Source organism: Ohessyouella blattaphilus (genome assembly GCF_024721265.1).
Classification (GTDB): domain Bacteria; phylum Bacillota; class Clostridia; order Lachnospirales; family Lachnospiraceae; genus Aequitasia; species Aequitasia blattaphilus_A.
Map to the genome: position 1 here is coordinate 64,259 of NZ_JAMXOC010000003.1, position 26,636 is coordinate 90,894.

The window sequence follows — 26,636 nt, forward strand, 5'->3', positions numbered from 1 at the left end:
TTACATGCTTTTTTATTGTCGCATATTTATCAATCATCGTCAACGGAGTAATCATGAAAAAAAGAGGCCAAGCACAGCCTCTTTTTCGTGTATTCTGCTAGTTTATTCGTTTAATAAATCCCAAAATTCACTATCGCTTTGATAAGTCCCCGCTTGGGTAAAACTAAAAGGTGCCGTTACCCAGGCATAGTCAAAGTCTTCGCTCTCATCGCTTTCAGCGGTCGGGTTGATATCGTATCCTACCTCAATTCCCTTTTTATAAATAAAGAATTCTGGATTAAGGATCTCATTCTCGTCTTCAAGAGCGGCTTTTAGCTCATCATCTTTATAGTCTCCTAAGAAATCTTCATCGGACGCCTCTTCTTGCATAGTGGTCCGGAAGGCCTCTAAGAATTTATCGTTCAGTTTGAAGATATCCTTCGCCTCGTACACTTTACCGTCCTTAAGACCAATGTTTACCGTTCGCAGATGTACCTTGCCACTTTCGCTTTCCGGGGTGAAGGCTTGCTCGTCAAAGATCACCGAAATCAAATCATCACTGGCGTACGTCACTTTGTAGCTGACATAGCTTACAATGAAGCCATTCTCAGCTGTCAGAAGCTTCTCCTTCATCTCTTGACTAGGCTTTAGATGATAATCATTAACGGTCTGCATGGCCGTCTCCCTAATGGCGTCATTGATTTTCGTCTGTACCTTTTCATCTTTCAGACCCGTTATTTCTGGGTACGCTACGTCAAAGTCGATGTAGCTTGTTTGAGAAACGCTCTCTTCTTTCGTATAGTAGCTGTCCTTCCATTCATAGGACAAGTCCTTTTTAATTTCTTCCTCTATACCCATGAGAACCGACTCGTCTTCCTCGTAGAAATCGTAGTCACCTTCTGGATAGTACTCTTCATCTTCTGGCACCGAAAAGAATTCTTCCTGGGAAGGCGCTTGATTTTCAATAGCTGTCCGGACGTTCTTTACAAAGAAAGATACCAAGACACCAAAGAGAATCATAATTAGGACAAACACGGCGATAATAATTGCAACAATCATGCCAGTCTTGGATTTCTTCTTTTCTGGTCCTGGAAGAACCTTTTCAAAGGGTAGATACTCTACGCCTTTGTCCGTAAACGGTACTCCTGAAGAGTTCATACCCAGCTGCTGATAAATCGCGGCCTGAGATGGTGTGGCAAACACGGTGATGCGCTTCCCATTTCCCGTTGTTCCCACGTAATAGCAGAGCTGATCAAAAAGTAGCTTTTCTAAGCCTTTCATCTGCTCTTCTGGTTTGACGAAAAGGAAAGAAATATGATTATCCCTCGTTAGCGCTGCCACGCCTTTTAGACCGTCGTCAGCGAAAGCACCGAATAAGAGCATTTCTTTACTATCGAACTTTTGAATCACCACTTCGTATTTTATCAATTCCCGAAAGCTTTCTATGGCTTCCGGAGTGTATCCTGACATCGTTGTCTTAGAGAATACCTCCCAAGCCAGACGAAGGCCTTCAAGCACTTCATCTCTTCTAAGCATTCTTATATTCATCTACAAAATCTCCTCTCGTAAGAGTGTTAACGCTCTAACTACGGCGTAATCCCGATTTTTCTTGCGATTACCGGTAAAAAAGAACTCTTCTACCCGGGTCTTGCCTTTCACGGTACAACCGATATAGACGAGGCCAACTGGCTTCTCCTTGGTCCCGCCATCTGGGCCAGCGATACCGGTAACCGAGATACCCACATCAGCGCCGGTGACTTGGCAGACACCTTCGCTCATTTCTCTTGCTGTCTCTTTGCTAACCGCACCATACTGAGCTAGCGTCTCTTCTTTCACCCCTAAGCTTCTCATCTTTGCCTCATTGGCGTACGTTACAAAGCCTTCCTTAAAGACTTCCGAGATTCCTGCTACGTTAATCAGGCGTCCGCTTAAGAGCCCACCAGTACAGGATTCTGCCGTCGCTAAAGTATACCCCTTTGCCTTTAGAAGCTTCACCACTACTTCTTCTAGGGTTTCATCTGGGTCGGTGGTAAAAATCAGCTTGCCAAAGCGATGATAAAGCTCTTTTATTAGGGGCTCCATTAGCGCATCTGCCTGAGCTGCGTCCTTTGCCTTTGCGGTCACTCGGAAGTGCACCTCGCCAATCTTTGCATAGGGCGCAAGGGTGGGATTGGTCTGCTCATCGATTAAATCCTTCACCTTGGTCTCGGCACTACTTTCGCCAATTCCGCAAAGCTTCACCATCTTCGAATAAAATTGCTCTGGTTGCTTCGCAGCCAAATACGGAGCCACATGTTCGGCAAACATAGGCTTTAACTCTCCCGGTGGTCCAGGTAAAAGAATAATAGCCTTATTATCGGTCTCAATAATCACTCCCGGTGCTGTCCCGTTATGATTATCGAGGACAATTGCTCCTTCCGGAATCATCGCTTGCTTCCAGTTGTTATTGGTAATACTACCGGCATGAACCCGCTCAAAGTAATCGGCAATCATCTCCTTAGAATGCTCATCTAAGATTAACGGAAGGCCACAGACCCCGGCGGCCGTTTCCTTTGAAAGATCGTCATCTGTTGGACCTAAGCCCCCGGTCATAATCACCACGTCCGAGCGCTCTAAGGCCGTTATTAACGTTTCTTTTAAACGCTCCGGATTATCCCCCACCACCACTTGGTGATAACAAGATAGGCCAAGGCTTGCACATTCCTTCGCAAGATAGTTGGCGTTGGTGTTCACAATGTTGCCTAATAATAATTCGGTTCCTACGCTAAGTAACTCGGCTACCATTACATTCCTCCTTCAGTTAAGACTTGATGATTTTTCCAGATGTAATCAATTAAAGAAATCACCGTTAGGATTAAGGCAATCCAGATTAAAATCTGACCAATCAGATCAAAAACTCCACCGAAGTCGGCGATTAAGACGATAATCATCATCATCTGGAAGACGGTCTTAAATTTGCCCCAGTAGCTAGCGGCAATAACGATCCCTGCATCGGATGCCACCAGACGAAAACCGCTGATTATAAATTCTCTTGAGATAATGACAATCACAATCCAAGCTGCTAACTTTCCTTGAGGAATCAGACAGATCATTGCGGCACACACAAGGAGCTTATCCGCTAGAGGATCCATAAATTTGCCAAAGTTGGTAACGAGATTTCTACTTCTGGCAATCTTGCCGTCGAGAAAATCGGTAAAGCTAGCTACACAGAACAGTACTAGGGCAATCCATTTATTGGCGTCGCCACCGATATCTGTTAACATAAATAATACAAATACTGGAACCATGCACATTCTAATCACGGTAAGTTTATTCGGTAAATTCATCTATTCTATCTCCTATCAAGTCATATTCTTTTGCTTCTGTAACCTTCACCCTTATAAAGTCTCCAGATTCAGCTGGGTATTCTGAAGATGCAAAGACAAAGCCATCTACATTTGGAGCGTCCATATAGCTGCGTCCCACATAGACATCCTCATCAGCAATTTTTCCCTCTATAAAGACTTCTAAGGTCTGATTGATCTTCTCCTGGGCTTTTGCAAAAGCCACTTCTTGTTGCGCACTCATAAGCTCGTCTCTTCTGGCTTCTTTAACCTCTTCGGGAACTTGATTTTCTAGCTCCGCGGCCGGAGTACCTTCTTCCTGAGAATAGGTAAAGACACCTAAGCGGTCAAAACGAATCTCCCTAACGAACTCAAGGAGTTCTTGGTGCTCTTCTTTCGTCTCACCAGGAAACCCTGTTATCAGACTTGTCCGCAAACAGATATCCGGAACCTCTTGCCGTAGTTTGGCAATTGTCTCAAGTAGCTGCTTCTTGGTGGTGCGTCGTCCCATCGCTTTTAAAATATTGTCGCTAATATGCTGAATTGGTAAGTCCAAGTAGTGACAGACTTTCTTTTCTGTTTTTATCGCAGTGATTAATTCATTATCTATCTCTTCTGGATAGCAATAGAGAATGCGAATCCAGTGTAGGTCTTCGATTTTGGCTAGCTCACTTAGAAGCTTTGCCAGTGATTTTTCTCCGTAGATGTCCTTACCGTAAACCGTCGTCTCCTGAGCCACAAGAATCAACTCTTTGACGCCTTTTTCCACTAACGACTTCGCTTCCTTAACTAGGGTTTCTAGGGGAACGCTGCGATATCTGCCCCGCAGCGTCGGGATAATACAATACGTACAGTGCTTATCGCACCCTTCGGCAATCTTTAGATAGGCGTAGTGTCCACCTGTCGTCAGCATGCGCTCGCTTGCCACCTGGGGAATCCCTTGTAGTTCCTTCATCATAAGACTGGGCTTGCCACCTACGGCTTCATCGATAGCTTCGATAATCTGGTCATAGGCGTTCGTGCCTAGCACCCCATCAACCTCGGGAATCTCCTCGCGGATTTCCTGCTGATACCGCTGAGCCATACATCCTGTAACAATCAAGGCTTTGGCACCCGTTTCTTTTTTTAGATCTTCCATTTCCAAAATCGCGGCTACGCTTTCTTCTTTGGCATCGTGGATAAAGCAACACGTATTTACTACCAATACCTCCGCTTCTTCAGCAAAATCGGTCATGCTGTAGCCTCGTTCCCCAAGCAGACCTAGCATCACTTCCGTATCCACTAGGTTTTTATCGCAGCCAAGCGATATAAAATATACTTTCATATGTGATTGTGTCACCTTTCCTGTTATAGAACTGAAAGGCAGATACTTTCGCATCTGCCTTTAAAGTTCTTCTTATTCTTCTTCAGCGTGAATGGTAATCTTGCCCTCATTCAACTCTTCAACTGCAATTGAAAGAGGTTTGTCTCCTTCATTCGACTTTACCATCGGCATGGCCCCGTCAATAATCTCACGGGCTCTCTTTGCCGTTGCCATAACAATCGAGTAACGACTGTTTACAACTTTTGTATGGCCTTCCTCGACGTCTTTATTTACGACTTTCATCAAATCGCTGTAAGATGGATGTAACATAGTTATTCTCCTTTCAACTCCTGCTTTATATCTTCAATAAACTCTTTGTTTCTAAAGCTGCGATCGTGTTCACACGTAATAATCTCATGCACTCGCTGTATCGCTTGATTCAGGTTGTCATTTACTACTAAGTAATCGTATTTATCAATGACCTCTGCTTCTTCTTTGGCTCTATCAATCCGGCCCTTAATCACCTCTTCTGTTTCGGTCCCCCGTCCCACAAGTCGTCTTCTAAGCTCGGCAATCGTCGGCGGTGTGACAAAAAGAAGCAAGGTGTCTGGATACTTTTCTTTTACTTTTAAGGCCCCTATCATTTCAATCTCTAAGATTACATCTTTTCCTTGCATTAGCATGGATTCCACATAGTCATGAGGGGTTCCGTAATAATTGCCTACATAGTTAGCATACTCTATCAGCTCCTCGTTGGCAATCATTTTCTCAAACTCGGCTTCCGTTTTAAAGAAGTATTCACGGCCGTGAACCTCGCCCTTTCTAGGGCTTCTCGTGGTTGCTGATATGGACAACGCATAATTGTCATGACGCTCTAAAAGCGCCTTCATCAGCGTTCCCTTACCAGCTCCGGAAAAACCCGAGACAACGACTAATATACCTTTTTTCTTCATGACTTACCTCTTCTATTCCACATTTTGTATCTGTTCTCTTACTTTTTCAATTTCTGTCTTTAACTCAATGGCGTAATTTGATATTTCCAAATCATTGGCCTTAGAAAGGATGGTATTCGCTTCCCGGTTCATCTCCTGAGCGATAAAATCAAGCTTTCTGCCGATTCCTGCCTCTGTGCCCGTAAGCGTCGCCTTCATATGCTCAATATGACTGCCAAGACGTACCGCCTCTTCATCCGTACAGATCTTCTCCGCAAAAATCACCACCTCTTGGGCAATTCGATTCTCGTCAATCTGAACATCTCCTAAAAGTTCTTTTACTTTATCTTCAATCTTTTCTCGGTATGCTGTGACAATCTCCGGTGAACGCTGCTTCACTTCTTCTAAAGTCACTAGCATCGCATCTAGTTTAATTAGCAAGTCTGCGCGGAGATTCTCACCCTCTAACGCTCTCGTTTCACCAAACTGCTTTAAGGCGCCTTTAAGAGCCGTCTCTAATCCTTGCCATAGCTCTTCTTCGTCCTCTACCTGCTCTTCCATCGTCAGCACTTCTGGGCAACGGCTTAGGGTTGATACGCGAATATCATTTTCTAAGGAGAAGCGGGTTTCCATTTCCTTAAATCTCGTCATGTATTCTTCTGCCAGGCTTTCGTTGTACTTAAGGGAAACCTGTCCCTCTGACAAATCTTCATACGTAATAAAAACATCCACCTTGCCCCGAGATACGTTTTTCTTAATCAGGCCTCTAATTGCCGAATCGAAGAAATTAAGCTTTTTGGGCATCCGGACATTCATATCTAAATAGCGGTGATTGACACTCTTCATTTCTATGGTATATTTCTTATCGCCTTTAGAGTATTCACTTCTACCAAAACCGGTCATACTTTTAATCATATTAATACCTCGCAATCTAACTAATTATAGTCGATACCCTACCTTTTTTCAAGGTATTATGATAAGATAATCAGGTGAAAAAGGAGAATTAAAAATGGCATTAGATGGAATCGCTGTCGCTGCAATGGTGGCCGAATTAAACGCGGCCTTAGAAGGTGGCAGAATAAATAAAATTGCTCAACCGGAAAAGGATGAGCTACTAATTAATATCAAAACAAAGACCGGCGCCAATCGCTTACTGATTTCGGCAAGTCCAAGTCTTCCTCTAATCTTTACCGAGGTGGAAAATAAAAAAAGCCCCATGACGGCCCCAGGCTTTTGTATGCTGCTTAGAAAGCACATCGGTAGCGGTCGCCTTCTTAAGGTGACCCAGCCTGGACTTGAACGGGTTATCTACTTTCATATCGAGCACTACGATGACTTAGGCGACTTAAAGGAAAAACGCTTGGTAGTTGAGTTGATGGGTAAGCATAGCAATATCATCTTTATCGATGAGAACGATATGATTCTCGATAGCATTCGCCACGTCTCCGGAAATGTCAGTTCCGTTAGAGAGGTGCTTCCGGGACGGACCTATTTTATCCCTCAGTTAGGCGGCGTAGTCGATCCGCTAACCATGGATTTCCCTAGTTTTCAGGCTGCCCTAACCCAGAAGGGACTGGACTTAAAGACAGCGCTTTTCAAAAACTTTATGGGCATTAGCCCGGTGGTCGCCGAAGAACTTTGCTTTTTATCAGGCTTTGACTCCCGGATTAGCATTGGTGACTTAGACGCTGACCAGCTCTTTCACGTCTTTAATCAGTTTACGCTCTTTTTAGAGGACGTGAAAAACCATAACTTTAGCCCCCGCATTTATTATGAAGAGGATGCGCCTTTTGATTTTGCTGCTTTAGAACTTAAGCACCTACAATCGATGACGTTCGTTCCTTATGAGAGTATCTTTACCCTTCTCTTTGATTACTACCAGAAGAAGAATGCGCGGACTAGAATTAAACAAAAATCCGTGGATCTTCGCCATGTGATCAATACGAATCTTGAGCGTAACGTGAAGAAGTATAAGCTACAGCTGCGTCAGCTAGAAGATACGAAGGACCGAGACAAATATAAGCAGTACGGCGAACTGATTAACGCCTACGGGTATGAACTAAAGGAAGGGGATAAATCCTTAACTGCTCTTAATTATTATACCGGCGAAGAAGTAACCATTAAGCTAGACGAGACCCTAAGCGCTAGCGAAAATGCCCAGAAGTACTTTGCCAAATACAACAAGAAAAAGAGAACCTTTGAAGCCCTAGAGGCCTTAATTAAAGAAACGAAAAGCGAAGTCGATTATCTGCAGTCCCTAAGCACAGCGCTTGATATCGCCACTGGCGAAGAAGATTTGCTGCAGCTAAAGGAAGAATTGCAAAACGGCGGCTATATTAAGAAGCGTCAAGGTAAGAAAAAAGAGAAGTACAAGAACGAACCTCTCCACTACCTTTCAAGTGACGGCTATCACATCTACGTCGGTAAAAACAACTTGCAAAACGATTACCTAACCTTCTCCTTCGCCACTGGCGGTGACTGGTGGTTCCACGCGAAAGAAGCTCCCGGTAGCCACGTAATTGTGAAGGCAAACGGGGAAGAGATGCCTGATGCCACCTTTGAAGAAGCCGGTCGCTTAGCCGCTTATTACTCTTCTAAGCGGGGAGCCGATAAGGTGGAAATCGACTACTCACTTAAGAAAAACATCAAGAAACCCGCTGGCGGTAAGCCTGGCTTTGTGATTTACCATACTAACTATTCACTGATTATCGACTCCGATATCAGTCAAATCAAACGATTAGAGGACGCCTAGGCGTCCTCTTTTCCAAGTAAATAATCAATAAATTGTTGGGCGGTCCGACCTGACCTGCCACCGTGGTACATCTCCCACTGATTCGCCTTCGCAATTAACTCTTCTGCCGGCATATCGATACCATTTTTTCGACCTAAGCTTAGGACAATCTGCTCGTAATCCCGGCGCTCTGGTTTTTCAAAATAAATCGTGATGCCAAAGCGATCTACTAAGGAAAGCTTTTCTTGCACCGTATCGCTTCCGTGAAGCTCATCACCGTAGGTCTCTTTGTCCTTAAAGGTCTCTTTAATCAAATGGCGACGATTGGAAGTTGCATAGATTAAAATATTCTCTGGCTTTCTCGCTAGCCCCCCTTCAATTACAGCCTTTAGGTACTTATACTCTATTTCAAAGTCTTCGAAAGATAAGTCATCCATATAGATGATAAACTTATAGTTTCGGTATTTTAGCTGATCAATCACGGTATTTAGCTCTTTAAATTGGTGCTTGTAGACCTCTACTATCCGTAGACCCTCATCGTAATACTGGTTAAGAATAGCCTTAATCGATGACGACTTACCAGTCCCCGCATCACCAAATAACAGGCAGTTATTCGCTCTCCTACCAGCGACGAACGCCTCGGTATTATCAATTAACTTCTTTTTAGCAAGCTCATAACCCACCAAATCATCTAGGTGTACGTGAGCGATTTTGCGTATCGGCAAAATCTCTCCTGGGTTTGTATCGGAAAGACGAAAGGCTTTATGAAGACCGAATTTGCCTACGCCAAACTGCTTGTAAAAAGCGGTTAGAACCTCTTTAAACTCCAGACCACTCTCTGCAAACGCTAAGTCCCTGGCAAGGAGCTCAATATGGCCTCTAATGCGCTTATTAAAAACCGTTCCTTCCTTCGCTGCCTCATAGTTCATTAAATTCCCCAAACCACTCACTTGTGAGACATCCGCCAGCCCCTGTAAGTCTAGGCTATAAAGCTCTCTAATTAGGCAAAGGTCGTCAAGAGCATACTCATTAAGGCTTCCGTGAATCTCTCCCACCTTCTCCGCACTTAAGGAATACCCATTCTCATCGGTAACCAAAAGGAAGGTCAGATAATCCTGCCAAATATTTCCCGAAAAGCCGTAGCAGCTAGCAAACTCTAAGAGCTTGCGGGTAACCAAGTGCAGCTCCTCGCGAATCTCCGTTAAATCTTCGTTGTTAAAGGGCTCCATTAGGATTCCCACTAACTCATCATTCTTCACTTTTTCATAAACTACTAATTCCCACGTATTCATATAACCACCCTCTAATAATTTCCTAGAATCAATAAATTCTTACTCTCCTCAGCTATGCCTAACAGAGCGTTCTGGACACCGGCATCCTGAAGATTACCTTCAAAATCCACGTAAAAGCGGTACTCCCAAGTCCGGTCTTTAATCGGTCTGGACTCAATTTTGGTCATATTTAAATCGTTAAAGATCACGTGAGAAAGAATTCGGTATAGCGATCCCGAAACGTGAGGGAGTTCAAAACAGATGCTAACCTTCTTAGCATCTTTTTTATAGATTTTCTTCCCTGCCAAGACGATAAAGCGGGTGGAATTATTTTCATTTCGGTTAATGCCCTGATCAATAATCTCTAGCTCGTAAAGAGATGCAGCTTCTTCGGAGCAAATAGCGGCTTTCGTAATATCTCCCGCGGCTTTTATCTGCTTGGCTGCCACTGCCGTATTGCCAATGGCTAGCTGCTTCCAGTCAGGGTGCTCCTCTAAATACTCACTACTCTGAGAAAGCGCTTGGGGATGGGAGTATACTTCTTTAATCGAATTCAGGGTCGCGCCTTTCACACCTACGAGCGCGTGGGAAATTGGCAGGATAACTTCGCCCACAATGGTCGCCTCATACTGTACTAATAAGTCGTACACATCACTAACCATTCCCGCCGAAGAATTCTCTATCGGCAAAACTGAGTAGTCCGCTTCCTGATCAACCACCGCAGCAACGGCCTCCCGAAAAGATCTGACATTCTTAAGCTTCGCATCCTCGCCGAAGTATTTCTTCGTGGCTAGTTGAGAATAAGAACCGGGAACGCCTTGATAGACAATTTCTTTCGAAGATACTGGCAACTCGGCTACAGGGGTGAATACTGACTTGTTCTCTTTCCCTTCTTCAATTAAAATCTGATATTGTATCTTTCTACTTTGGCTCATTAACTGCGCATACAGTTCACCAATTCCTTTTTGGTAAAAACCATCCTCTAAAAGCTCCGTAACCTGGTCTAGCTTGGCTTGCTCTCTAATAGGATCAAACACCTTTTTGCCAGTCTTTACCTTATCAGCGCCCACTTCTCTCGCAATATCCATTCGCTCTTTATAAAGGTCGACTATCTGGGCATCAATTACATCTAGGCGTGCTCGTAGTTCTTGTAAATCTTTCATTTAACTTGCTCCTCATATCCTTTTTAACTTGTCACCAATAAAGGAATTATATCACAAAAAGACCCGACATTAAGGAAAATATGATATAATTCATACAATCGAGAAGGGAGGATTCCTATGGAGAATGCATATGTCCTTCAATTAAACGAAAGTGAAAATCAGCATCCGGAGTTATATCTTTGTTTTTGCGGATACGGCGAGTGCGCACCTGGGCACAGCTTTGGCCCTGCCGCTCGTAAGGGCTACGTACTTCACGTTATTTTGGAAGGGGAAGGAAACTTTTACGTCGATAAAAAAACTTATCATTTGCAACAAGGCCAAGGTTTCCTAATCGAACCCGATGTGCGGACCTATTATGAAGCTTCAACTGATAACCCCTGGACGTATATCTGGATTGGCTTCGACGGGACTAAATGCCAAGATTACATAAAAAAGCTTGGTATAAGCATGAGTCATCCCATCTTTAAAACCAGCTACGGACCCGAGCTTAAAAATCTCATTACAGAAATGCTTAGCCACAGTAAAATCGGCGAATACCATGATTACTTTTTACAAGGATACTTTTTTCACTTTCTTGGCTACTTGGCAAAGGAACTGACCGTTGAACTACCCTATAAGCCAAACGAAAAACAAACCTTTTATATCAAGAAAGCAATCGAATATATCGGCAATAATTATGTTCATGAAATCACCGTTCAGAATGTCGCCGACTTTGTTTGTATCAATCGCAGTTATCTTTGCACCTTGTTTAAAAACGAATTGGGTATCTCACCGCAGAAGTACCTTTCGGATTTTCGCATTGACCGGGGAAGGGATATGCTAAGTATGTCTGATCTATCCATCGAAAGCATTGCCTCATCTTGCGGATATAAAAATCCTTTGGTTTTTTCTAAAGCCTTTAAACAAAAAATCGGCATGTCACCACGGGATTATCGGAAGGAAATATGGTCTAATAATAAAAAGCAACTTGAGTCTCATAAAGAAAATCATTAAAAGAGGAAGCCGTTTCGCTTCCTCTTTCTGATTATTGATAATCTGCCATATACTCTCCATGAGCTTCTATCAGCTCATCACACATTTTCTTAATATCCGCAACGCTAAGCTCCGAAGAAGTGTGAGGGTCTAACATAGCTGCTTGATAAATATAATTTCGGTCTTTCTTTACAGCCGCTTCAATTGTCAGCAGCTGAACATTGATATTCGTCATATTCATTGCCGCAAGCTGTGTTGGTAGCGCCCCTACGTAACAGGGATTTATGCCACTGCCATCAACCAAACACGGCACCTCCACGCAAGCATCCTCGACTAAGTTAGTGATAAGACCTGTATTCATAACGTTTCCACCAATTTTATATGGCTTATTCGTTACAATTGCTTCCATAATATACGAAGCGTACTCAAGAGATCTTTCATGGGTAATCTCGCCATTTTTAAGAATTCCTGCTTTTTCCTCTTCCCATTCAGCAATCTGCTTTTCACATCGTCTTGGATATTCATCTAGCGGAATGTTAAACTTATCTATTAGTTCTGGATACCGATTTTTGATAAAGAAATTATTGTATTCTGCATTATGCTCGCTTGACTCTGTGCAATAGTATCCAAAATTATTAATGTATTCAAAACGAACCATATCGTTATGCTTTTCTTTAGCATTCTTGTTCTTAGCCATTTCCCGAATCATCGGATATAGGTCTTTGCCAGTCTTATCCTTGATTTCAAGGAGCCATGCCATATGGTTGATTCCGGCAATATACTCGGTATGTCCTTCTAACTGTTCCTCAATTCCTAGATTTGTAAAGAGCTCCTCGGTACACTTCTGGACGCTGTGACATAAGCCGACTGTTCGTACCTTTGTATAGCGCTGCATGTAGCCTGTAAGGATTGACATGGGATTGGTGTAGTTTAAGAACAGAGCATCGGGACACACCTCCTCCATCTCTCTAGCAATATCTCGCAATACCGGAATCGTTCGCAGTGCCCTCATAATTCCGCCTATTCCCAAAGTATCGGCAATCGTTTGGTTTAGTCCGTATTTTTTTGGAATTTCAAAATCGATTATCGTGCTCGGTGAATAGCCACCTACTTGAATGGCGTTTACAACGAAATCAGCATTTTCAAGTGCACCTTTACGATTTTCAACCCCTAAATACGTCTTTATTTCTGCGCGACTTTCATTAATATTTTTGTTGATAGCTTTTAGTATAATCTCTGAATCTTCCAGTCTATTTTTATCAATATCGTAGAGTGCGATCTCACACTCTCTTAATGCTGGCGTACACATGCAGTCACCTAACACATTTCTAGCGAATACTGTACTGCCTGCACCGATAAAAGTAATTTTAATCATTGTGTTCCTTACCTCCAATTAGTGTTTATAGTTTTCCACCTGACGTTGCAATACCTTCAATAAATTGTCGTTGAAAAACCAAGTAAATCACAACAATTAGAACACAAGAGATTGCTGCTGACGCCATTAATTGCGGATAGTTAGCTTGAAACTGTCCTTGCAGCTTAGCCAAAGCACTTGATAGCGGCATAGATGATTGTTCTGTGTTCGCAACCAAGGGCCACATCAAATCTTTATAGGCAAAAATCGCCGTAAAGATACATAGGGCAACCATATTTGAACGTGCCAGTGGCATCATAATATGCAAAAACGTCTGTCCTATATTACATCCGTCTAGTCTCGCTGCCTCTTCTAAATCTTTAGGCAGACTCTTAAAAGATTGTCGTAGTAGGAATGTTCCAAAAGCAGACACTAGTCCAGGAAAAATCAGGGAAAAGGTCGTGTTTAACAATCCCAGCTTATTCACAATAAGGTATTGCGGGATAATAAAAATCTGCGGTGGAACCATCATTTGAAACAACACCAAGGAAAAGGCGAAGTTTTTCCCTTTGAAATTTAACCTACCGAAGGCATATCCTGCCATTGTCGCCGTCACTACTGCACAGATCACCCTACCGATAATCATCAAAATGGTATTTATGTACAATTTTACGAAATCCATCTTCGACCAGGCATCCACAAACGCCTCTGTCCGCCACTTTTTCGGAAATACTACAAAAGGATTTAAACTTGTCGCTTCCGTTGGGCTTTTAAACGCGGTAAGTATCATCCAGGCGAAAGGAATAATCATTATCAGTGCACCGATACCCATAATTATGTAGATCAGTATATTTGTCCTTTTATTCGAATCCTTCATTTTTCTCACCTTTTTCTAATCATAGTTTATATGCTTTTCAATCTTCATCTGCACAAAGGTAATCACCAGTATAACCGCCAGTAATAGAATAACTATCGCGGAACCATACCCTTTATTATTCTGCATAAAAGAATATTTATAGAAGAGATACGAAAGAGTCTGGGTCTTTGGTAGCGCCGTGTTGGTATTGTCCATCATCATAAAAACTAGATCGAAAATCTGAAATGCGGCAATAATTCTCGTAATGCACACGAAAAACATCGTTGGTGAAATAAGAGGCACGGTAATTTGAAAAAATTGTCTTACTGAGCTTGCACCGTCAATTCTAGCTGCCTCGTAATAATCTGCTGGGATTTCTTGTAGCCCTGCCAAAAATAAAATCATATTGTAGCCAATCACTGACCAGATACCCACTACTGCAATCGAGACAATGGCGATTTTGGGATCGGAAATCCAGTTAACCGGGCCAAGCCCGAGTTTGCTCAACAGGAAATTGAGCAAACCGAACTTTGAGTTATACATCCATCTCCACACCATGGCAACTGCTGCTGGTGCCATAACCATCGGAAGAAAAAATATCGTCCTAAAGATCGTACGTCCCTTCATTTTACGATTTAATAGTACCGCTGCAAGCAGGCCGATAATTACGGAAAAAGGTACTTCGATAACCGCGTATTTAATAGTGTTAATTAGCGATTGCCAGACTGCCTCATCGTGTATTAGACGAATATAATTGTCTAACCCGACGAAGACGTTCCCTTTTCCAAAATCACCTGTTTTGAAAAAGCTTTGGTAGATAGTCTGAAAAATAGGGATAATATTAAGCACCATAAGCCCAATCATCGTTGGCAATATGAACAGCCAGCCCCATATAAATTCATTCCGATTTGCTTTCTTCATCTATTCTTCCTCTAAAAATTGATTCATCTTTTCAGCAATTTCTGTACAGGCATCCTTCGTACTCTTCGTTCCATTCCAAGCATCTACAAGTGACTCTAAAGACATGTCCTCCCAAACGGTAGTATTTGTCGAGTGAGGGTAAAATACCAAGGTATCATCCATCACGTTAATGTACGGTGATAGGTCAAAGCCCTCCGCGTGAGTTGCCCATTTATCAGAAGCATCTTTATACGCTGAAAGGGTTACTCCATATTCTGCTTGCTTTTCTTGAGCTTCTTTCGAACCTAAATATTCGATAAGCGCCCATGCACCATCTTCGTTGTCTGTGTTGGCTGCAGCTGCATAGCCTAATCCATTGTAAATCGATACTCTCGTACCATCTTCTGTCATCGGAATCTCCGCTACCGCTCCGTTTTCTTTCACGTAGTCATTACCTGTTAACTCTCCGATTGTCCAAGAGCCCATCAGTGACATCGAGATTGCTCCTGACTCAAATAAGGCGATCAAATCCGTCTCTGCCGTAACTGTATTATCTGGTGATGAGCCATCCTTGACTAAATCAACAAAATAATCGATTGCTTCAATTGTTTTCGGATCATCATAACCTGATTTTGTTTGGTCTTCGTTTATAATATAACCGCCGTTTCCGTAAACAAGGTTATACCAGACTTCTTGGTAATTCTTAATTCTTGAACCAAAGCCTTTGTGGTCATCATTCGATAAAGCTTTAGCAGCTACCTTTAAATCGTCCCAGGTCCATGTATCATCAGGATATGCCATACCGGCTTCATCAAAATGAGTTTTGTTATACCAAAGTGCAATTGTATCGATATCCTTAGGAATCGCATATTGTTTGCCTTCATACTGATATACCTGGGCCACATCCTCAAAATAGTTATCCATTGATATCTCACTACTTTCTTCAATTTTCGAAGATAAGTCTAAAAGCATGTCTGCCCGTGCATACTTCTCGATTTCGCGTACGTGCATCCAGAAAACATCCGGCAGTGAACCACCTGTTGCACCTGCCTCTAACATCGTCCAGTACTGATCCCAAGGGGTAATTTGGATATCCACTTTAATTCCTGTTTTCTCTGTAAATTCATCACATATTTTTCGTAATCCTGGCTCCTGAACTTTATCCCAAATAGCAAGGGTCAGACTATCCTTCTTGCTTGCTGAACTATCCTTCTTTTCATCCTGGGAACTTGAGCAACCAAAGGTCGTTACTAGCAATAATGTTAAAACTAAAACCATTGATATAATTCTCTTTTTCATACGCCTTCTCCTTTTTGTATAAAAAGTTATAATTATCTGCTTCTAAATCCAAACATTTGTGCACTAATGTTTTTATATATTCATTTTATCGTTTTTCTTTATAATATGTTATACATTTTTGTTGTCTTTATGAGTCAAAATGTTAAATCAATCGACATTTTGAACAATTTAAAAAGGAGATTGCGTGTAGCACAATCTCCTTTTTAAAGCTATATATTTAGTTGCGATTAAACATATTTAGATTTTCTGAATATTCTTTCTCATATCTACAATTACAGATCCAATGATGATAATACCTTTACAAATATTGGTCATATTGTCGTCAACGCCCATGAGCACAAGGCCATTGTTGATTACACCCATAATCAAAATTCCCGCAATTACCCCTGAGATAGTACAAACTCCACCTGAATGAGATGTTCCGCCGACAGTTGCCGCTGCAATTGCGTCCAATTCATAACCTATTCCCGAAGTTGAAGGATCCGATGATCCCGATCTTCCAGCTAGCAATATACCTCCTAGAGCCGCCATCACAGAACACCAAATATATACTTTTACTAGTGTTTTTTCTACGTTGATTCCGGCAACAGTGGCTGCTTGAGCATTTCCTCCAAGAGCATACAAACTCATTCCAAATCTTGTATGTTTTAAAATAAACCAAGCGAGAATCGCTATAACGATAAAGACGATTACAATCATGGGAATTCCAAAAAACTGTTTACTCCCCATAAAACGATAAGCATCTGGTAAATTCGATACAGGTCTGTTGGATACCATTTTTGCACCTGCACGACATATCAGTTGTGCACCTAAGGTCGCAATAAATGCAGGAATATGGGTATATGCCACAAGTGCACCTATACACGCCCCAATTGCTGCTCCAATTAAGATTCCTAATAAAATAGATAACGGTACCGCCAAATGTGCCCCGCCCGGAAAAGCCCTAGTCGCTAAATCTACAGGCTGAACCAAACCACCAGTAACGGCGCCAACAAGTGCTGCAACAGCACCTATTGAAAGGTCAATACCTTTTGTCAACATAGCAAAAGCTACTCCAAAGGCCATAATTCCTTTAATTGCTTCTCCTGTTAACAGTGTTTTTAAGTTTGCCATCGTAGCAAAGTTCCGGTTGGCTATAGACATTAATATAACTAATGCGATTAAAATCAACCATATAATATTATCCGAGATTACTTTTTTCCTTTTTGCATTCAATGCTCAATCCTCCTATTGTATTGCTTTCTGCATGCTCTTATCTAGAGTGGCGTACTTCATAACAAGTTCCTGAGATACTTCTTCACGGTTCAAGCACCCAGTAACTACACCCTCTCGCATTACCACTACACGATCAGCAACACCCAACACTTCGGGTAATTCAGAGGAAACAACAATGATTGCTTTTCCCATTCCGGCCAATTCTGAAAGAATCGTGTGAATCTCCGCCTTTGCCCCGACATCAATACCTCTTGTTGGCTCATCTACTATCAATATATCCGGATCCGTCAATAGCCATCTCGCTAACAGAACCTTTTGCTGATTGCCACCCGACAGATTGCCAATAGGCGTTTCAATAGTCGGTGTCTTTGTGCCTAAACGCTCCACATAGGCCTTGGTATCTTCCGCCATTTTTTTGGCATTCACAGGAAAACCATAGCTCTTTAAATGAGCTAAAACCGTATTCATCTTAATACTTAGGATTCCAACAATCCCGTTTCCTCGGCGGTCTTCCGTCAGCATACCGATGCGGTTTTTAATGGCGTCTTCTGGACTTTTTATATTTATTTCCTGTCCGTCTTTATAAACCTTCCCACCGGTTCGCTTACGCATTCCGAATATAGTTTCCATCGTTTCTGTTCTGCCTGCACCCACAAGGCCAGCAAAGCCTAATATTTCACCTCTTCGCAGATTAAACGACACATTCCGAACGGCTTTTCCCGAACACAGCTCTTTAACTTCAAGAACAACCTCGCCGATTTCACAGTGTTTTTTAGGAAACATGTCCGTAATTTCTCGTCCCACCATCAACTCAATAACCTTGTCTTGCGTTAGATTCTTAGCAACATCCGTAGTGATATATTCCCCATCTCGATAAACTGAAATATCATCGCTAATTCGAAAAATTTCTTCCATTTTATGAGAGATATAAATAATCGCTACGCCTTTTGCTTTCAGCTCGGCTATGATTTTAAATAAGTCTTCTACCTCTGTATCCGTTAGGGCAGATGTTGGTTCGTCCATAATAACTATGGATGCATCGTAAGAAATCGCCTTTACAATCTCAACCATCTGCATTTTGGCTACCGTCAAATTCTTCATCTTCTCTCGCGGATCTATCATCAAGCCAATCTTTTCAAATAATTCTATACAATCTTTATGCATCTTCTTGTAGTCAATGAAGATTCCTTTTTTTGGCTCTCTGCCGAGAAAAATATTTTCACATACTGTACGTTCTAAAACTGGCGACAGTTCTTGATGAATCATGGAAATCCCAGCATCTAAAGCTTCCTGTGTTGTCTTATATGACACTTCGTTTCCCTTAAACCTAATTTTTCCGGATGTGACAGGTTGCATGCCAATCAAACATTTTACCAGGGTAGACTTCCCCGCACCATTCTCTCCCATCAGTGTGTGAACAGTGCCTGGGCGGACCTTTAATTGCACGCCATTTAGCGCTTTTACCCCGGGGAATTCTTTGACAATATCCTGCATTTCCAGAATATATTTATCATCCAATATATCCACCTCAATCTTCCGATTTATCTATTGTCATATTCAGCAACATTTTCTTTGGTTACCGGTTCAAAAGGAATCCACAGAATATTACCACTCTCATCAACTTCATAGTCCGAGCCATCATTGATTGCTTTTCCAGCAATGAGATTTTGTGCTGCGATCAAAGCTCCTCTTCCTTGTCCTTTTGCATTCTGGAAAACCGTCATTGATAGCGTTCCATCTTTTACAGCTTGTCGACCATCTGTTGTTGCATCAATTCCGACAATCGGTATTGTGGTTGCATCGATTCCCTCAGCTGTCATTGCCTCGATTGCACCTAATGCCATCCCGTCGTTATTAGAAATAACGCAATCATATTTTGTTGTCTTAAGAAGTGGTGCAATGGTATCTTGAGCCATTTCTCTCGCATATTCACACGCTAGTGGCGCAGTTGCTTCGGATGCTTTTATGCCACTATCTTCTAATGCTTTAAGCACTGATGCGGTTCTTAAAGTTGTAGATGTCTGTCCAAGAATACCGTTTAGAAGAATGTATTTAATTTCCGTTTTTCCCTCTTCTTTAAAATGTTCTGCCAACCACTCTCCTTGGAATTTCCCAGAGGTATTTTCATCTGAGCCTACGTACACCACCTTTTCGTTTAAAACCGAATCATCAGCGGGATATCTATTGACAAAAACAACGAACATATCACCGGCTGCCTCAACGCATTGAACCGCCGTTTCCGGATCTACCATATTGATGATAATCGCTTTTTGACCATCATTTCTGGCAGTTTCAATAAATTGAAGCATTTTGCTCGTATCAAGTTGTGCATCAACAGTCGTGAGCTTAATTCCTAGGTCTTTTGCCTCCTTAATTGCTGCCTCTTCCATTTCGCTTAACCATTCATCTCGTTGCGACATAATCAGCGTCAGCGTTTGAGAATCACTTGATGATGCATCCTCAGACCCACCGTCACTTTTCCCACCACAGGCCGTCAACATACTTACCACCATCGTTGTCAAAATCAATACCGATAGCACTCTTCCAAAAAACTTTTTCTTCATCCTTCTTTCCTCCTCTTTATCGCTAGATTTATTTGAAAAGTAATTCCTTTTCAATCCGTTCACGAGCTTCTGGGGCTTGCTTATCCATTTTCTCGGGAAAACCAAAATACGATACCGCAGCAATTGGTTCGCCACCTACTTTAAACTTACGCTTGGCAAAACCTGTCTGCCTTAATGTTTCAAATATCTGCTCAAAATCCACATCCCCTTCACCCATCGCTAGATGCTGATGTACGGTGACATCGGCCTTACCTCTGGCATTTAACCAGGGTGGGTTAACGATATAGCGACAATCCAATTCCTGATTATAAGTATCCCCAAAGAGAACATGGGACAGATCATCACCCGCGTATTCAAGCATACTTTTCACATCGCCTTTTCCTTGATCGTAGAAAAAACCGTGGGCCGTCGCATACACATACTTGATATAGTCTGAGCGAAAAGACTTAACAAGATCGCAGCATTCATTATTTAGCTCACAAAAATCATAGGGATGAGATTGAATTTCTACCCGAATGCCCTCACGCTCAAAAATCGGTAGTAGCTCTTCAACAGACTTAAACCACATTCCATTACAGATTTCTTGCTGGTTCGGATCACCTGACAATTCCGTATTAATAACTTGAACGCCTAGATTAACGGCAATTTCAATTAATCTCTTCCAGTTTTCAACCGCAAACCGCCTTTGCTCTTCCGTCGGTCCCGACCAGCGATATACACATATCAGGGATGACAATTCAACTCCCGTCTCTTTAAGCGCTTTGCGATACTCCGCCTCACACTCTTTAGAAAAGAGGGGATGCTTATAAAAGGGATTGATTCGTGGATGGGGTGATTGCTCTATATACTTATAGCCCCAATCGGCCACCTGATGAACCATCCGGTTAATATCCATCTGCTTCGCTAATACATCTACATCAAATGCTATCTTCACACCTACGCACCTCCTTATAATCCTGTTTTATCTGCGATATACTTCCTTGCCTTAAGCGCGTATTCCAAAGGATTTGCTTTGGCTGGATCTTGTTCTGCTTCCACCACCATCCAGCCTTTATACTCCGCTTCCTCCAAAATCTTAAACAGGGGAGCAAAGTCTACATCACCGTCTCCTGGAACAGTAAACACGCCTTCGCGAACACCTTTAAGAAAACTCCACCTCTCCGTTTGCGAACGCTTAACCATTTCGCCACGAATATCCTTTAAATGAACGTGTCTCACGCGGTTTACATATTTTTTTAGTACTTTTTCGGGATCGATTCCCGCAAAGGAAAGATGACCGCTATCAAATAGCAGATATACCAGCTCTTTATCTACCATGTCCATAAATTTATCGATTTCCGCTTCCGTCTGTACAACGGTTCCCATATGATGATGGAAGGTTAACGTCATTCCTCTATCTTTGGCAATCTTTCCCAGTTTATTAAGCCCCTCTGTAAGCAGCTCCCATTCCTCGTCGTTCATCTCATACTTGCCTTCCCATATTGGTTGTTCAAGCTTCCCTTGGATGCTATAGCTTTGTTCGGATACGCCGATGACCTTTGCACCAACTGCTTGTAAAAAGTCCAAACTCTTGATAAACGCTTGCTCCGTTTCTGCATACGGCTTAGTGATTAGGAACGACGAAAACCAACTATTGCAAATCGTTAAACCGCGAAGGTCCATGGCTTTCTTTAGAACAACTGGATCTGTCGGATACTTCGCCCCCACCTCCGAGGCTGCAAATCCCGCTAAGGCAATTTCACTTACACACTGTTCGAAGGTATTTTCTTTTCCCAAGTCAGGCATATCATCATTCGTCCAAGCTATCTGGGCGATTCCTAAGCTAACTTTGTTTTTATCGAGCATCTGTGGCTCCTCCTCTTCACTAATTGAAATACTTACTAACAAACGCTTTCGTTACTTCTGCCGCCTTTTTCACATTATCGGCATGAGAAAGTTCATAATACTCTGGGCGGAACTCCTCGATCGTGCACACTCCGTCAAACCCGATTTTCTTAAGTGTGTTCGCTATCCCTTCATGGTCGATTACCCCTTCTTCTGGCCATAAACGTTTGTCATCGCCACACGAACCAAGTGGTAGATCCTCACAATCATTTAGGTGATAAGCGAAAATCTTTCGACCATCTGCATTCTCTAAATCATCTAGCTGGGAACACATTTCGTGAAAGTGGAACGTATCTACTGTGATACCCACATTCTCACGGTCCACTTCCTTAACGACATCGTAAGCTGTACCAAATTGATTGATTGAACAATTAGGAGCCCCGCAAAACTCTAGGGAAATTCTCATCTCTGGTCCAACTTTATCCGCCAAATACTGCAGTCTTTGGACAGCCTCTTCTTTGATTTCCGTAACCGTTTTATCCTTAACATCAAAAGAAGGAACGGTAATTAACATTTCCATGCCGATGGCCTTTGACACTTTGATAATAAAATCCACTTCTTCGTCAATCTCTTTCTCCCCGGCCTCATCCCTTTGATTGAAATAAATCAAGGTATTGTATGCCCAGGGCTTTAAGTGATGGTTCTTAAACCAATCTGCCAGTTCTTGAAGAGTATGCTCCTCTAAATACTCCTTGATACAATCAAAACGAATCTCGATATAATCAAATCCATTCTTCTCGCAGGCCTCTAGATCAGCCATTAAAGACTGACCCTGGCACTCTAGTGCTGTTGCTTCATTAAACCCTATCTTCATCTCTTAATCTCCTTTTACTCCTATTTATAGAACTCTGGCATTTCTACTGCCGTAACAACTGGTTCGATATTGCCTGTTTCTTGTGCTTTAACGAGAGCATCTGCCGTAACCGCCGCTAGGTAACCATCCCAAGCGTTCGGTCCTGCAATCACACCATTTCCCGCTTGATCTACCCAGTCTTGCACTTCCACATCGTAAGCATCCTTAAATCTCACAAAACAATCTGTATCAATGGTTGTAGCAAGCTTTGCGTCTTTTCGTACATCTGGATAGGCCGGCTCGGCCATTTTGATGGAACCATCTTCGCATACCACTTCACACTGAATATCGTATCCGAATTTACAATTTACAAACACTTCCACATCGATACATACCCCTTTTTTCGTTCGCAAAAGCATAATCTGGGGGTCGTTAAGCTGCGCGTGTGAATACTTCGTTACTCTTGGCATAAGCACCTGAACGGATTCATAATCGTCATCCGTTAACCAGTGGAGAACATCTATTTCGTGAATGGCTGTATCATGGACCGCCATTGGTGTTGTATAGTTCTCACCTACTTCAGGATTGCGATGGGTACAATGTAGCATTAAGGGCTCTCCGTATTCTCCCGATTCAAGAGCTGCTTTCACTTGACGATACCCTCTGTCGTACCTTCTCATAAAGCCAGTTTGAATCAGATGTTTGCCAGATGCTACCTCTGCCTTTACAATTTCTAAACAATCATCTGCGGTTGTTGCTAATGGCTTTTCACAGAACACTCGCTTACCTAGCTCAATCGCTTTAAGTAGGGGTTCTTTATGAGCAAATCCTGGAGAAACGACAAAAATCGCCTCCACCTCTGTAGCTTCAATCAGTTCGATAGCATTCTCATATATTTTCCCATTACAGATAGCTGCCCCTAGCTTGGCATTCTCGGCTACCGGATCTGATACCGCTACCACCTCAACTCCTTGAATTTTATTGGTTAGACGATCAATATGGTCTCTTCCCATACCTCCGCAACCGATTACTCCTACTTTCAACATCTCCTTTATCCTCCTGTCTTTTTTGTCATATAGCCTTTGTAAGGTTTGCCTAATAATATCACTGCGGTCACGTGTACGCAATGTGCCTTTTCACTAATGTTTTTTTAAGGATTTTGTATATTCTGACAAATTGTTAATTTGAACACAAAAAAAATGTGCATATTGCAGAAAATCAAAAAGTTTTTCTACTATATACACACTTCAAATTGGTAACTTTGTATAATTTTGGTAATCTCATTGTTATCTCTTGGTTATATGTTGAATTTATTTTTAATAATAATACTTGTATATTCATACGTGTTTTCAGGTTCTATTTCTTCTACAAGTAATTTATAAAGGACCATAACTGGCTCATACCCCTGCATATAACCTTCTTGTCCAATGAGGAAATTAAGAGTTCCATCTTCTAAATACTGCAAATTCTCCTTTAAAAGGTCATGGGATATAAGCTTAATCCTTTGCTCTACCCCTTTCTTCTGAAAGGCTTTACACACTCCGAGGATGGCAGGCGAGCTCACATATACACCGTCTAACTTAAGGTATTCAGCTAACATTTGCAGAGCAATCTTTTCCGACTCTTCATTATCGTTTTCATTCTCCACATAAAAAGTCTTAAGCAGTTCAATGTCTGGACGAATTTTCTCGAGTTGGTTAATGAAGCCGTCAGTTCGACTAGAGATAGCTGGGTTAAGTTCTCTACCACCAATTACGCATATTCGTCCATTACTAGGCAGACATTCAGCCATCAAACCAGCGGCTGTCTCGCCGGCTCTTTCATTATTCTGGCCAACAAAGCATATTCGTTTGCTTTTTGAGACATCGGCATTTAAAGTTACCACGGGTATTCCATCCTCTTCTGCCAACTGATCGATTTTCTCTCTTACCCTTTCATCATCTGTCGGCACGAGAGCGATGCCGCCAACCTTCTTCTCCTTTAGCTCATCCATAAGTTCTATGGTTCTATCCACATCTTTTCCAGGAATTGAATGTATTTCTACACTCACGCCTCTTTTCTCTACTTCCTTCTGGGCGTCTCTAACGCCCTTTAAGACTACGTCCATAAATGGCGTTTGCATAGATGACAAAATCACTCCCACACGGATAGGATTTTTAGACAGAGCTAAGCTTCTCGCCGCTTGATTAGGATGGTACCCCATTTCCTTCGCAATTTGTTTTATACGCTCAGCCACCTCTGGTTTTACTCTTCCGCGATTTTTTAACGCCCGATCTACCGTTGCTCTTGAAACGCCTGCTGCATCAGCAATCTGCTGTGATGTCACCGTCATCTTACCGTCTCCTTTTTATCCATATACATCTATCATTCCCCAGTATAGTAATACACTTACTCACTTTTTGCAATAAACCTTACCAAAAGTTTACAATTTTCTTGTGATATGATAAAATTAATAGCGATTAGTTGTATAAAATACCAACCTCAGGAGGAATCTTTACCTATGAGAATTGAACGCATTGATTTAATTGAAGAATATATACTAAGGTCTAAGAACGTCACTCTCGATGAACTTTGCAAGGAGTTTAACGTCTCGATGAATACGATCCGCCGAGATATCAATACCTTGGTTAAGCGCGGTACCGTGGAAAAAGTCTATGGAGGCGTCACCGCTTTAGATCACACTCCGCATTTTGAAACCATTACCCCTTTTACGAAAAGACATGCACAGCTTCAAGAGGAGAAAAGACAAATCTGCCAAGTAGCTGCCTCTTTTGTGGAAGATGGTGACGTTCTCTATATCGATACCGGCACTACCAGTCTGAATCTGGTGAACTTTATCAAAGATAAAACGTGCACCATTATTACGAATAGCTTACAGGTAGCCCTTGCCGCCGTTCCCTATCCTAGCCTTAACGTCTTTTCACTGCCGGGAAAGCTACGCCGAGATACCTTGTCTTTTAACGGTAGCGAAGCCGAGTCCTATCTTTCCCGCTACAATATCAATAAAGCATTTATGTGTTGTACGGGACTTTCTATCCAGAACGGAGCCACGAATGCTACTAACGAAGAATATATCGTCAAAAAAGCGGTAGTTGAAAGTAGCCAAACTCGGTTTTTACTAGCTGACCATACCAAATTTGATAAATTTACCCTAATGACTTTTGCCAAACTATCCGACCTAGACCAAATCATCTCTGATGCCGAGCCAACGGCTGAGTATCTGGAAGCTTTTGAACATAACAATATCCAGTTTCATTTAGCAAACCCCAGCCTGTAAGCGGCTGGGGTTTATTAATTTTCTATTCTTCAACATCGTTAAGCCATAGATAGCGCTCATCTTCGTTGCGATCCGTTTGGTGCCAAGGCTGTCCTGGTAAGTGGCGAATCATCCAACAGGTATACATTTGAAAGCCTGGTGCTACCGCCTGTGGATGCAAGGCGCCACCTGGTATGGCAGAAAAACTTCCATCCACGCTTTTGTATACATCGTCACCGACAAAGCTTGCGCCAAACCCTTCTGGGCGGTCAAACATAAAATAATACACTTCCGGTTGAGGGTGCTGATGTGGCAAGTAACCTGACCAATTCCCTTTATCATTTAACACTTCTCCTAAGACCATGTTAGAATACGGTGCGATATCTAGATCGAAAATGGTATTCACTTGGCGTTTGGCCACATTGCCATACTTACCAAGAGCAGAGTATTTCCACGGGGCATCCTCAGGTACATAGAATTTCTCCGTAAAGTTTTTTTTATTCTTTGTCGATTGTACGAGAATTTGCGAAGCGACCTTTGCCTTAACGGTAACCTTCACTCCGGTACACACGTGAAGGCAATAAGGACCCTCGGTAAAGACGTCTCTTCGTTTTCCGTGATACTTACTCATCGCTGTTTGGCATTCGATCTCGCCGCGCAGAAGTAAAATCGCCGTTTCTTCACCCTCTTTTTCAAAAACCAATTCCTGATCCGGCAGCATATTATAAACTCGTATATCCATTAGCATTTCACTATACTCATTGTCATACGTAGTTAATACTTTTTCGCCATTTTTGTTAAATTCTGGGTAACCAAAAACCTTCTTTTCCAATTCTACACC

25 protein-coding genes are annotated in these 26,636 nt (G+C 42.3%); 3 read left to right on the forward strand and 22 right to left on the reverse strand.

Annotated features, from left to right (window positions below; genetic code table 11):
- Window positions 1-102 precede the first annotated feature (102 nt).
- The 7 genes from NHH16_RS03815 to NHH16_RS03845 all read right to left on the reverse strand — a co-directional run bounded on the left by NHH16_RS03815 (window position 103) and on the right by NHH16_RS03845 (window position 6,452).
- Window positions 103-1,527 carry a GNAT family N-acetyltransferase gene (locus tag NHH16_RS03815; RefSeq protein ID WP_262068283.1) on the reverse strand — a complete coding sequence of 475 codons (1,425 nt, stop codon included), beginning with the start codon at window positions 1,525-1,527 and terminating at the stop codon, window positions 103-105.
- Complete coding sequence (locus tag NHH16_RS03820; RefSeq protein WP_262068284.1) at window positions 1,528-2,763, reverse strand: competence/damage-inducible protein A; 1,236 nt, start codon at window positions 2,761-2,763, stop codon at window positions 1,528-1,530.
- Window positions 2,763-3,305 carry a CDP-diacylglycerol--glycerol-3-phosphate 3-phosphatidyltransferase gene (gene pgsA / locus NHH16_RS03825; RefSeq protein WP_262068285.1) on the reverse strand — a complete coding sequence of 181 codons (543 nt, stop codon included), beginning with the start codon at window positions 3,303-3,305 and terminating at the stop codon, window positions 2,763-2,765. The genes NHH16_RS03820 and pgsA overlap by 1 nt, the downstream gene beginning before the upstream one ends.
- Window positions 3,289-4,626 carry a 30S ribosomal protein S12 methylthiotransferase RimO gene (rimO, locus tag NHH16_RS03830; protein WP_262068286.1) on the reverse strand — a complete coding sequence of 446 codons (1,338 nt, stop codon included), beginning with the start codon at window positions 4,624-4,626 and terminating at the stop codon, window positions 3,289-3,291. The genes pgsA and rimO overlap by 17 nt, the downstream gene beginning before the upstream one ends.
- A 72-nt stretch (window positions 4,627-4,698) precedes the next feature.
- A complete protein-coding gene (gene rpoZ, locus NHH16_RS03835) occupies window positions 4,699-4,935 on the reverse strand; it encodes a DNA-directed RNA polymerase subunit omega (RefSeq protein WP_262068287.1) in 237 nt (78 codons plus the stop codon).
- Window positions 4,936-4,937: 2 nt separating this feature from the next.
- Window positions 4,938-5,558: a guanylate kinase gene (gene gmk, locus NHH16_RS03840; RefSeq protein ID WP_262068288.1), complete on the reverse strand. Its 621-nt coding sequence runs from the start codon at window positions 5,556-5,558 to the stop codon at window positions 4,938-4,940.
- A gap of 12 nt (window positions 5,559-5,570) precedes the next feature.
- Window positions 5,571-6,452, reverse strand: a complete 882-nt coding sequence (locus NHH16_RS03845; protein ID WP_262068289.1) for a YicC/YloC family endoribonuclease — start codon at window positions 6,450-6,452, stop codon at window positions 5,571-5,573.
- Between the two features lie 94 nt (window positions 6,453-6,546).
- Between NHH16_RS03845 and NHH16_RS03850 the strand changes: the two genes are divergently transcribed.
- The gene (locus tag NHH16_RS03850) at window positions 6,547-8,289 is read left to right on the forward strand and encodes an Rqc2 family fibronectin-binding protein (protein ID WP_262068290.1); all 1,743 of its coding nucleotides are present in this window, start codon (window positions 6,547-6,549) and stop codon (window positions 8,287-8,289) included.
- Here the strand turns inward: NHH16_RS03850 and NHH16_RS03855 are convergent.
- Window positions 8,286-9,560 carry an ATP-binding protein gene (locus tag NHH16_RS03855; protein WP_262068291.1) on the reverse strand — a complete coding sequence of 425 codons (1,275 nt, stop codon included), beginning with the start codon at window positions 9,558-9,560 and terminating at the stop codon, window positions 8,286-8,288. The two genes, NHH16_RS03850 and NHH16_RS03855, sit on opposite strands and share 4 nt — an antisense overlap.
- Before the next feature lie 11 nt (window positions 9,561-9,571).
- Window positions 9,572-10,702: a prephenate dehydratase gene (pheA, locus tag NHH16_RS03860; RefSeq protein ID WP_262068292.1), complete on the reverse strand. Its 1,131-nt coding sequence runs from the start codon at window positions 10,700-10,702 to the stop codon at window positions 9,572-9,574.
- 117 nt (window positions 10,703-10,819) lie between these two features.
- Here pheA and NHH16_RS03865 point away from each other — a divergent pair, with 117 nt between their 5' ends.
- Window positions 10,820-11,695: an AraC family transcriptional regulator gene (locus tag NHH16_RS03865; protein WP_262068293.1), complete on the forward strand. Its 876-nt coding sequence runs from the start codon at window positions 10,820-10,822 to the stop codon at window positions 11,693-11,695.
- 31 nt (window positions 11,696-11,726) lie between these two features.
- On the opposite strand, the gene melA is transcribed toward NHH16_RS03865, so the two are convergent.
- The 12 genes from melA to NHH16_RS03925 all read right to left on the reverse strand — a co-directional run bounded on the left by melA (window position 11,727) and on the right by NHH16_RS03925 (window position 24,871).
- Entirely contained in the window at window positions 11,727-13,049 is a 1,323-nt protein-coding gene (melA, locus tag NHH16_RS03870) for an alpha-glucosidase/alpha-galactosidase (protein ID WP_262068294.1), read from the reverse strand.
- A 25-nt stretch (window positions 13,050-13,074) separates the two neighbouring features.
- Entirely contained in the window at window positions 13,075-13,905 is an 831-nt protein-coding gene (locus NHH16_RS03875) for a carbohydrate ABC transporter permease (protein ID WP_262068295.1), read from the reverse strand.
- Window positions 13,906-13,920: 15 nt separating this feature from the next.
- The gene (locus NHH16_RS03880; protein WP_262068296.1) at window positions 13,921-14,805 is read right to left on the reverse strand and encodes a carbohydrate ABC transporter permease; all 885 of its coding nucleotides are present in this window, start codon (window positions 14,803-14,805) and stop codon (window positions 13,921-13,923) included.
- The gene (locus NHH16_RS03885) at window positions 14,806-16,083 is read right to left on the reverse strand and encodes an ABC transporter substrate-binding protein (protein WP_262068297.1); all 1,278 of its coding nucleotides are present in this window, start codon (window positions 16,081-16,083) and stop codon (window positions 14,806-14,808) included.
- 237 nt (window positions 16,084-16,320) lie between these two features.
- The gene (locus tag NHH16_RS03890) at window positions 16,321-17,298 is read right to left on the reverse strand and encodes an ABC transporter permease (protein ID WP_262068298.1); all 978 of its coding nucleotides are present in this window, start codon (window positions 17,296-17,298) and stop codon (window positions 16,321-16,323) included.
- A 12-nt stretch (window positions 17,299-17,310) separates the two neighbouring features.
- On the reverse strand, window positions 17,311-18,816 hold the full coding sequence (locus tag NHH16_RS03895) for a sugar ABC transporter ATP-binding protein (protein ID WP_262068299.1): 1,506 nt from the start codon (window positions 18,814-18,816) through the stop codon (window positions 17,311-17,313).
- Between the two features lie 23 nt (window positions 18,817-18,839).
- Window positions 18,840-19,862 carry a sugar ABC transporter substrate-binding protein gene (locus NHH16_RS03900; protein ID WP_262068300.1) on the reverse strand — a complete coding sequence of 341 codons (1,023 nt, stop codon included), beginning with the start codon at window positions 19,860-19,862 and terminating at the stop codon, window positions 18,840-18,842.
- Between the two features lie 28 nt (window positions 19,863-19,890).
- Window positions 19,891-20,796 carry a sugar phosphate isomerase/epimerase family protein gene (locus tag NHH16_RS03905; protein ID WP_262068301.1) on the reverse strand — a complete coding sequence of 302 codons (906 nt, stop codon included), beginning with the start codon at window positions 20,794-20,796 and terminating at the stop codon, window positions 19,891-19,893.
- Window positions 20,797-20,810: 14 nt separating this feature from the next.
- A complete protein-coding gene (gene iolE, locus NHH16_RS03910) occupies window positions 20,811-21,707 on the reverse strand; it encodes a myo-inosose-2 dehydratase (RefSeq protein WP_262068302.1) in 897 nt (298 codons plus the stop codon).
- 19 nt (window positions 21,708-21,726) lie between these two features.
- Window positions 21,727-22,560: a sugar phosphate isomerase/epimerase family protein gene (locus NHH16_RS03915; protein ID WP_262068303.1), complete on the reverse strand. Its 834-nt coding sequence runs from the start codon at window positions 22,558-22,560 to the stop codon at window positions 21,727-21,729.
- Window positions 22,561-22,580: 20 nt separating this feature from the next.
- Entirely contained in the window at window positions 22,581-23,585 is a 1,005-nt protein-coding gene (locus NHH16_RS03920) for a Gfo/Idh/MocA family protein (protein WP_262068304.1), read from the reverse strand.
- A 251-nt stretch (window positions 23,586-23,836) separates the two neighbouring features.
- Complete coding sequence (locus tag NHH16_RS03925; protein ID WP_262068305.1) at window positions 23,837-24,871, reverse strand: LacI family DNA-binding transcriptional regulator; 1,035 nt, start codon at window positions 24,869-24,871, stop codon at window positions 23,837-23,839.
- A 168-nt stretch (window positions 24,872-25,039) separates the two neighbouring features.
- On the opposite strand from NHH16_RS03925, the gene NHH16_RS03930 reads away from it, so the two are divergent.
- Window positions 25,040-25,816 carry a DeoR/GlpR family DNA-binding transcription regulator gene (locus NHH16_RS03930; RefSeq protein ID WP_262068306.1) on the forward strand — a complete coding sequence of 259 codons (777 nt, stop codon included), beginning with the start codon at window positions 25,040-25,042 and terminating at the stop codon, window positions 25,814-25,816.
- A 22-nt stretch (window positions 25,817-25,838) separates the two neighbouring features.
- On the opposite strand, the gene NHH16_RS03935 is transcribed toward NHH16_RS03930, so the two are convergent.
- Window positions 25,839-26,627: a 5-deoxy-glucuronate isomerase gene (locus NHH16_RS03935; RefSeq protein ID WP_262068307.1), complete on the reverse strand. Its 789-nt coding sequence runs from the start codon at window positions 26,625-26,627 to the stop codon at window positions 25,839-25,841.
- Window positions 26,628-26,636 lie beyond the last annotated feature (9 nt).

Bases quoted from the DNA above. Each gene is read 5' to 3' on its own strand.
- NHH16_RS03815 (WP_262068283.1), bottom strand. From the start codon at position 1,527: ATGAATATAAGAATGCTTAGAAGAGATGAAGTGCTTGAAGGCCTTCGT.
- NHH16_RS03820 (WP_262068284.1), bottom strand. From the start codon at position 2,763: ATGGTAGCCGAGTTACTTAGCGTAGGAACCGAATTATTATTAGGCAAC.
- pgsA (WP_262068285.1), bottom strand. From the start codon at position 3,305: ATGAATTTACCGAATAAACTTACCGTGATTAGAATGTGCATGGTTCCA.
- rimO (WP_262068286.1), bottom strand. From the start codon at position 4,626: ATGAAAGTATATTTTATATCGCTTGGCTGCGATAAAAACCTAGTGGAT.
- rpoZ (WP_262068287.1), bottom strand. From the start codon at position 4,935: ATGTTACATCCATCTTACAGCGATTTGATGAAAGTCGTAAATAAAGAC.
- gmk (WP_262068288.1), bottom strand. From the start codon at position 5,558: ATGAAGAAAAAAGGTATATTAGTCGTTGTCTCGGGTTTTTCCGGAGCT.
- NHH16_RS03845 (WP_262068289.1), bottom strand. From the start codon at position 6,452: ATGATTAAAAGTATGACCGGTTTTGGTAGAAGTGAATACTCTAAAGGC.
- NHH16_RS03850 (WP_262068290.1), top strand. From the start codon at position 6,547: ATGGCATTAGATGGAATCGCTGTCGCTGCAATGGTGGCCGAATTAAAC.
- NHH16_RS03855 (WP_262068291.1), bottom strand. From the start codon at position 9,560: ATGAATACGTGGGAATTAGTAGTTTATGAAAAAGTGAAGAATGATGAG.
- pheA (WP_262068292.1), bottom strand. From the start codon at position 10,702: ATGAAAGATTTACAAGAACTACGAGCACGCCTAGATGTAATTGATGCC.
- NHH16_RS03865 (WP_262068293.1), top strand. From the start codon at position 10,820: ATGGAGAATGCATATGTCCTTCAATTAAACGAAAGTGAAAATCAGCAT.
- melA (WP_262068294.1), bottom strand. From the start codon at position 13,049: ATGATTAAAATTACTTTTATCGGTGCAGGCAGTACAGTATTCGCTAGA.
- NHH16_RS03875 (WP_262068295.1), bottom strand. From the start codon at position 13,905: ATGAAGGATTCGAATAAAAGGACAAATATACTGATCTACATAATTATG.
- NHH16_RS03880 (WP_262068296.1), bottom strand. From the start codon at position 14,805: ATGAAGAAAGCAAATCGGAATGAATTTATATGGGGCTGGCTGTTCATA.
- NHH16_RS03885 (WP_262068297.1), bottom strand. From the start codon at position 16,083: ATGAAAAAGAGAATTATATCAATGGTTTTAGTTTTAACATTATTGCTA.
- NHH16_RS03900 (WP_262068300.1), bottom strand. From the start codon at position 19,862: ATGAAGAAAAAGTTTTTTGGAAGAGTGCTATCGGTATTGATTTTGACA.
- iolE (WP_262068302.1), bottom strand. From the start codon at position 21,707: ATGCTCGATAAAAACAAAGTTAGCTTAGGAATCGCCCAGATAGCTTGG.
- NHH16_RS03915 (WP_262068303.1), bottom strand. From the start codon at position 22,560: ATGAAGATAGGGTTTAATGAAGCAACAGCACTAGAGTGCCAGGGTCAG.
- NHH16_RS03920 (WP_262068304.1), bottom strand. From the start codon at position 23,585: ATGTTGAAAGTAGGAGTAATCGGTTGCGGAGGTATGGGAAGAGACCAT.
- NHH16_RS03925 (WP_262068305.1), bottom strand. From the start codon at position 24,871: ATGACGGTGACATCACAGCAGATTGCTGATGCAGCAGGCGTTTCAAGA.
- NHH16_RS03930 (WP_262068306.1), top strand. From the start codon at position 25,040: ATGAGAATTGAACGCATTGATTTAATTGAAGAATATATACTAAGGTCT.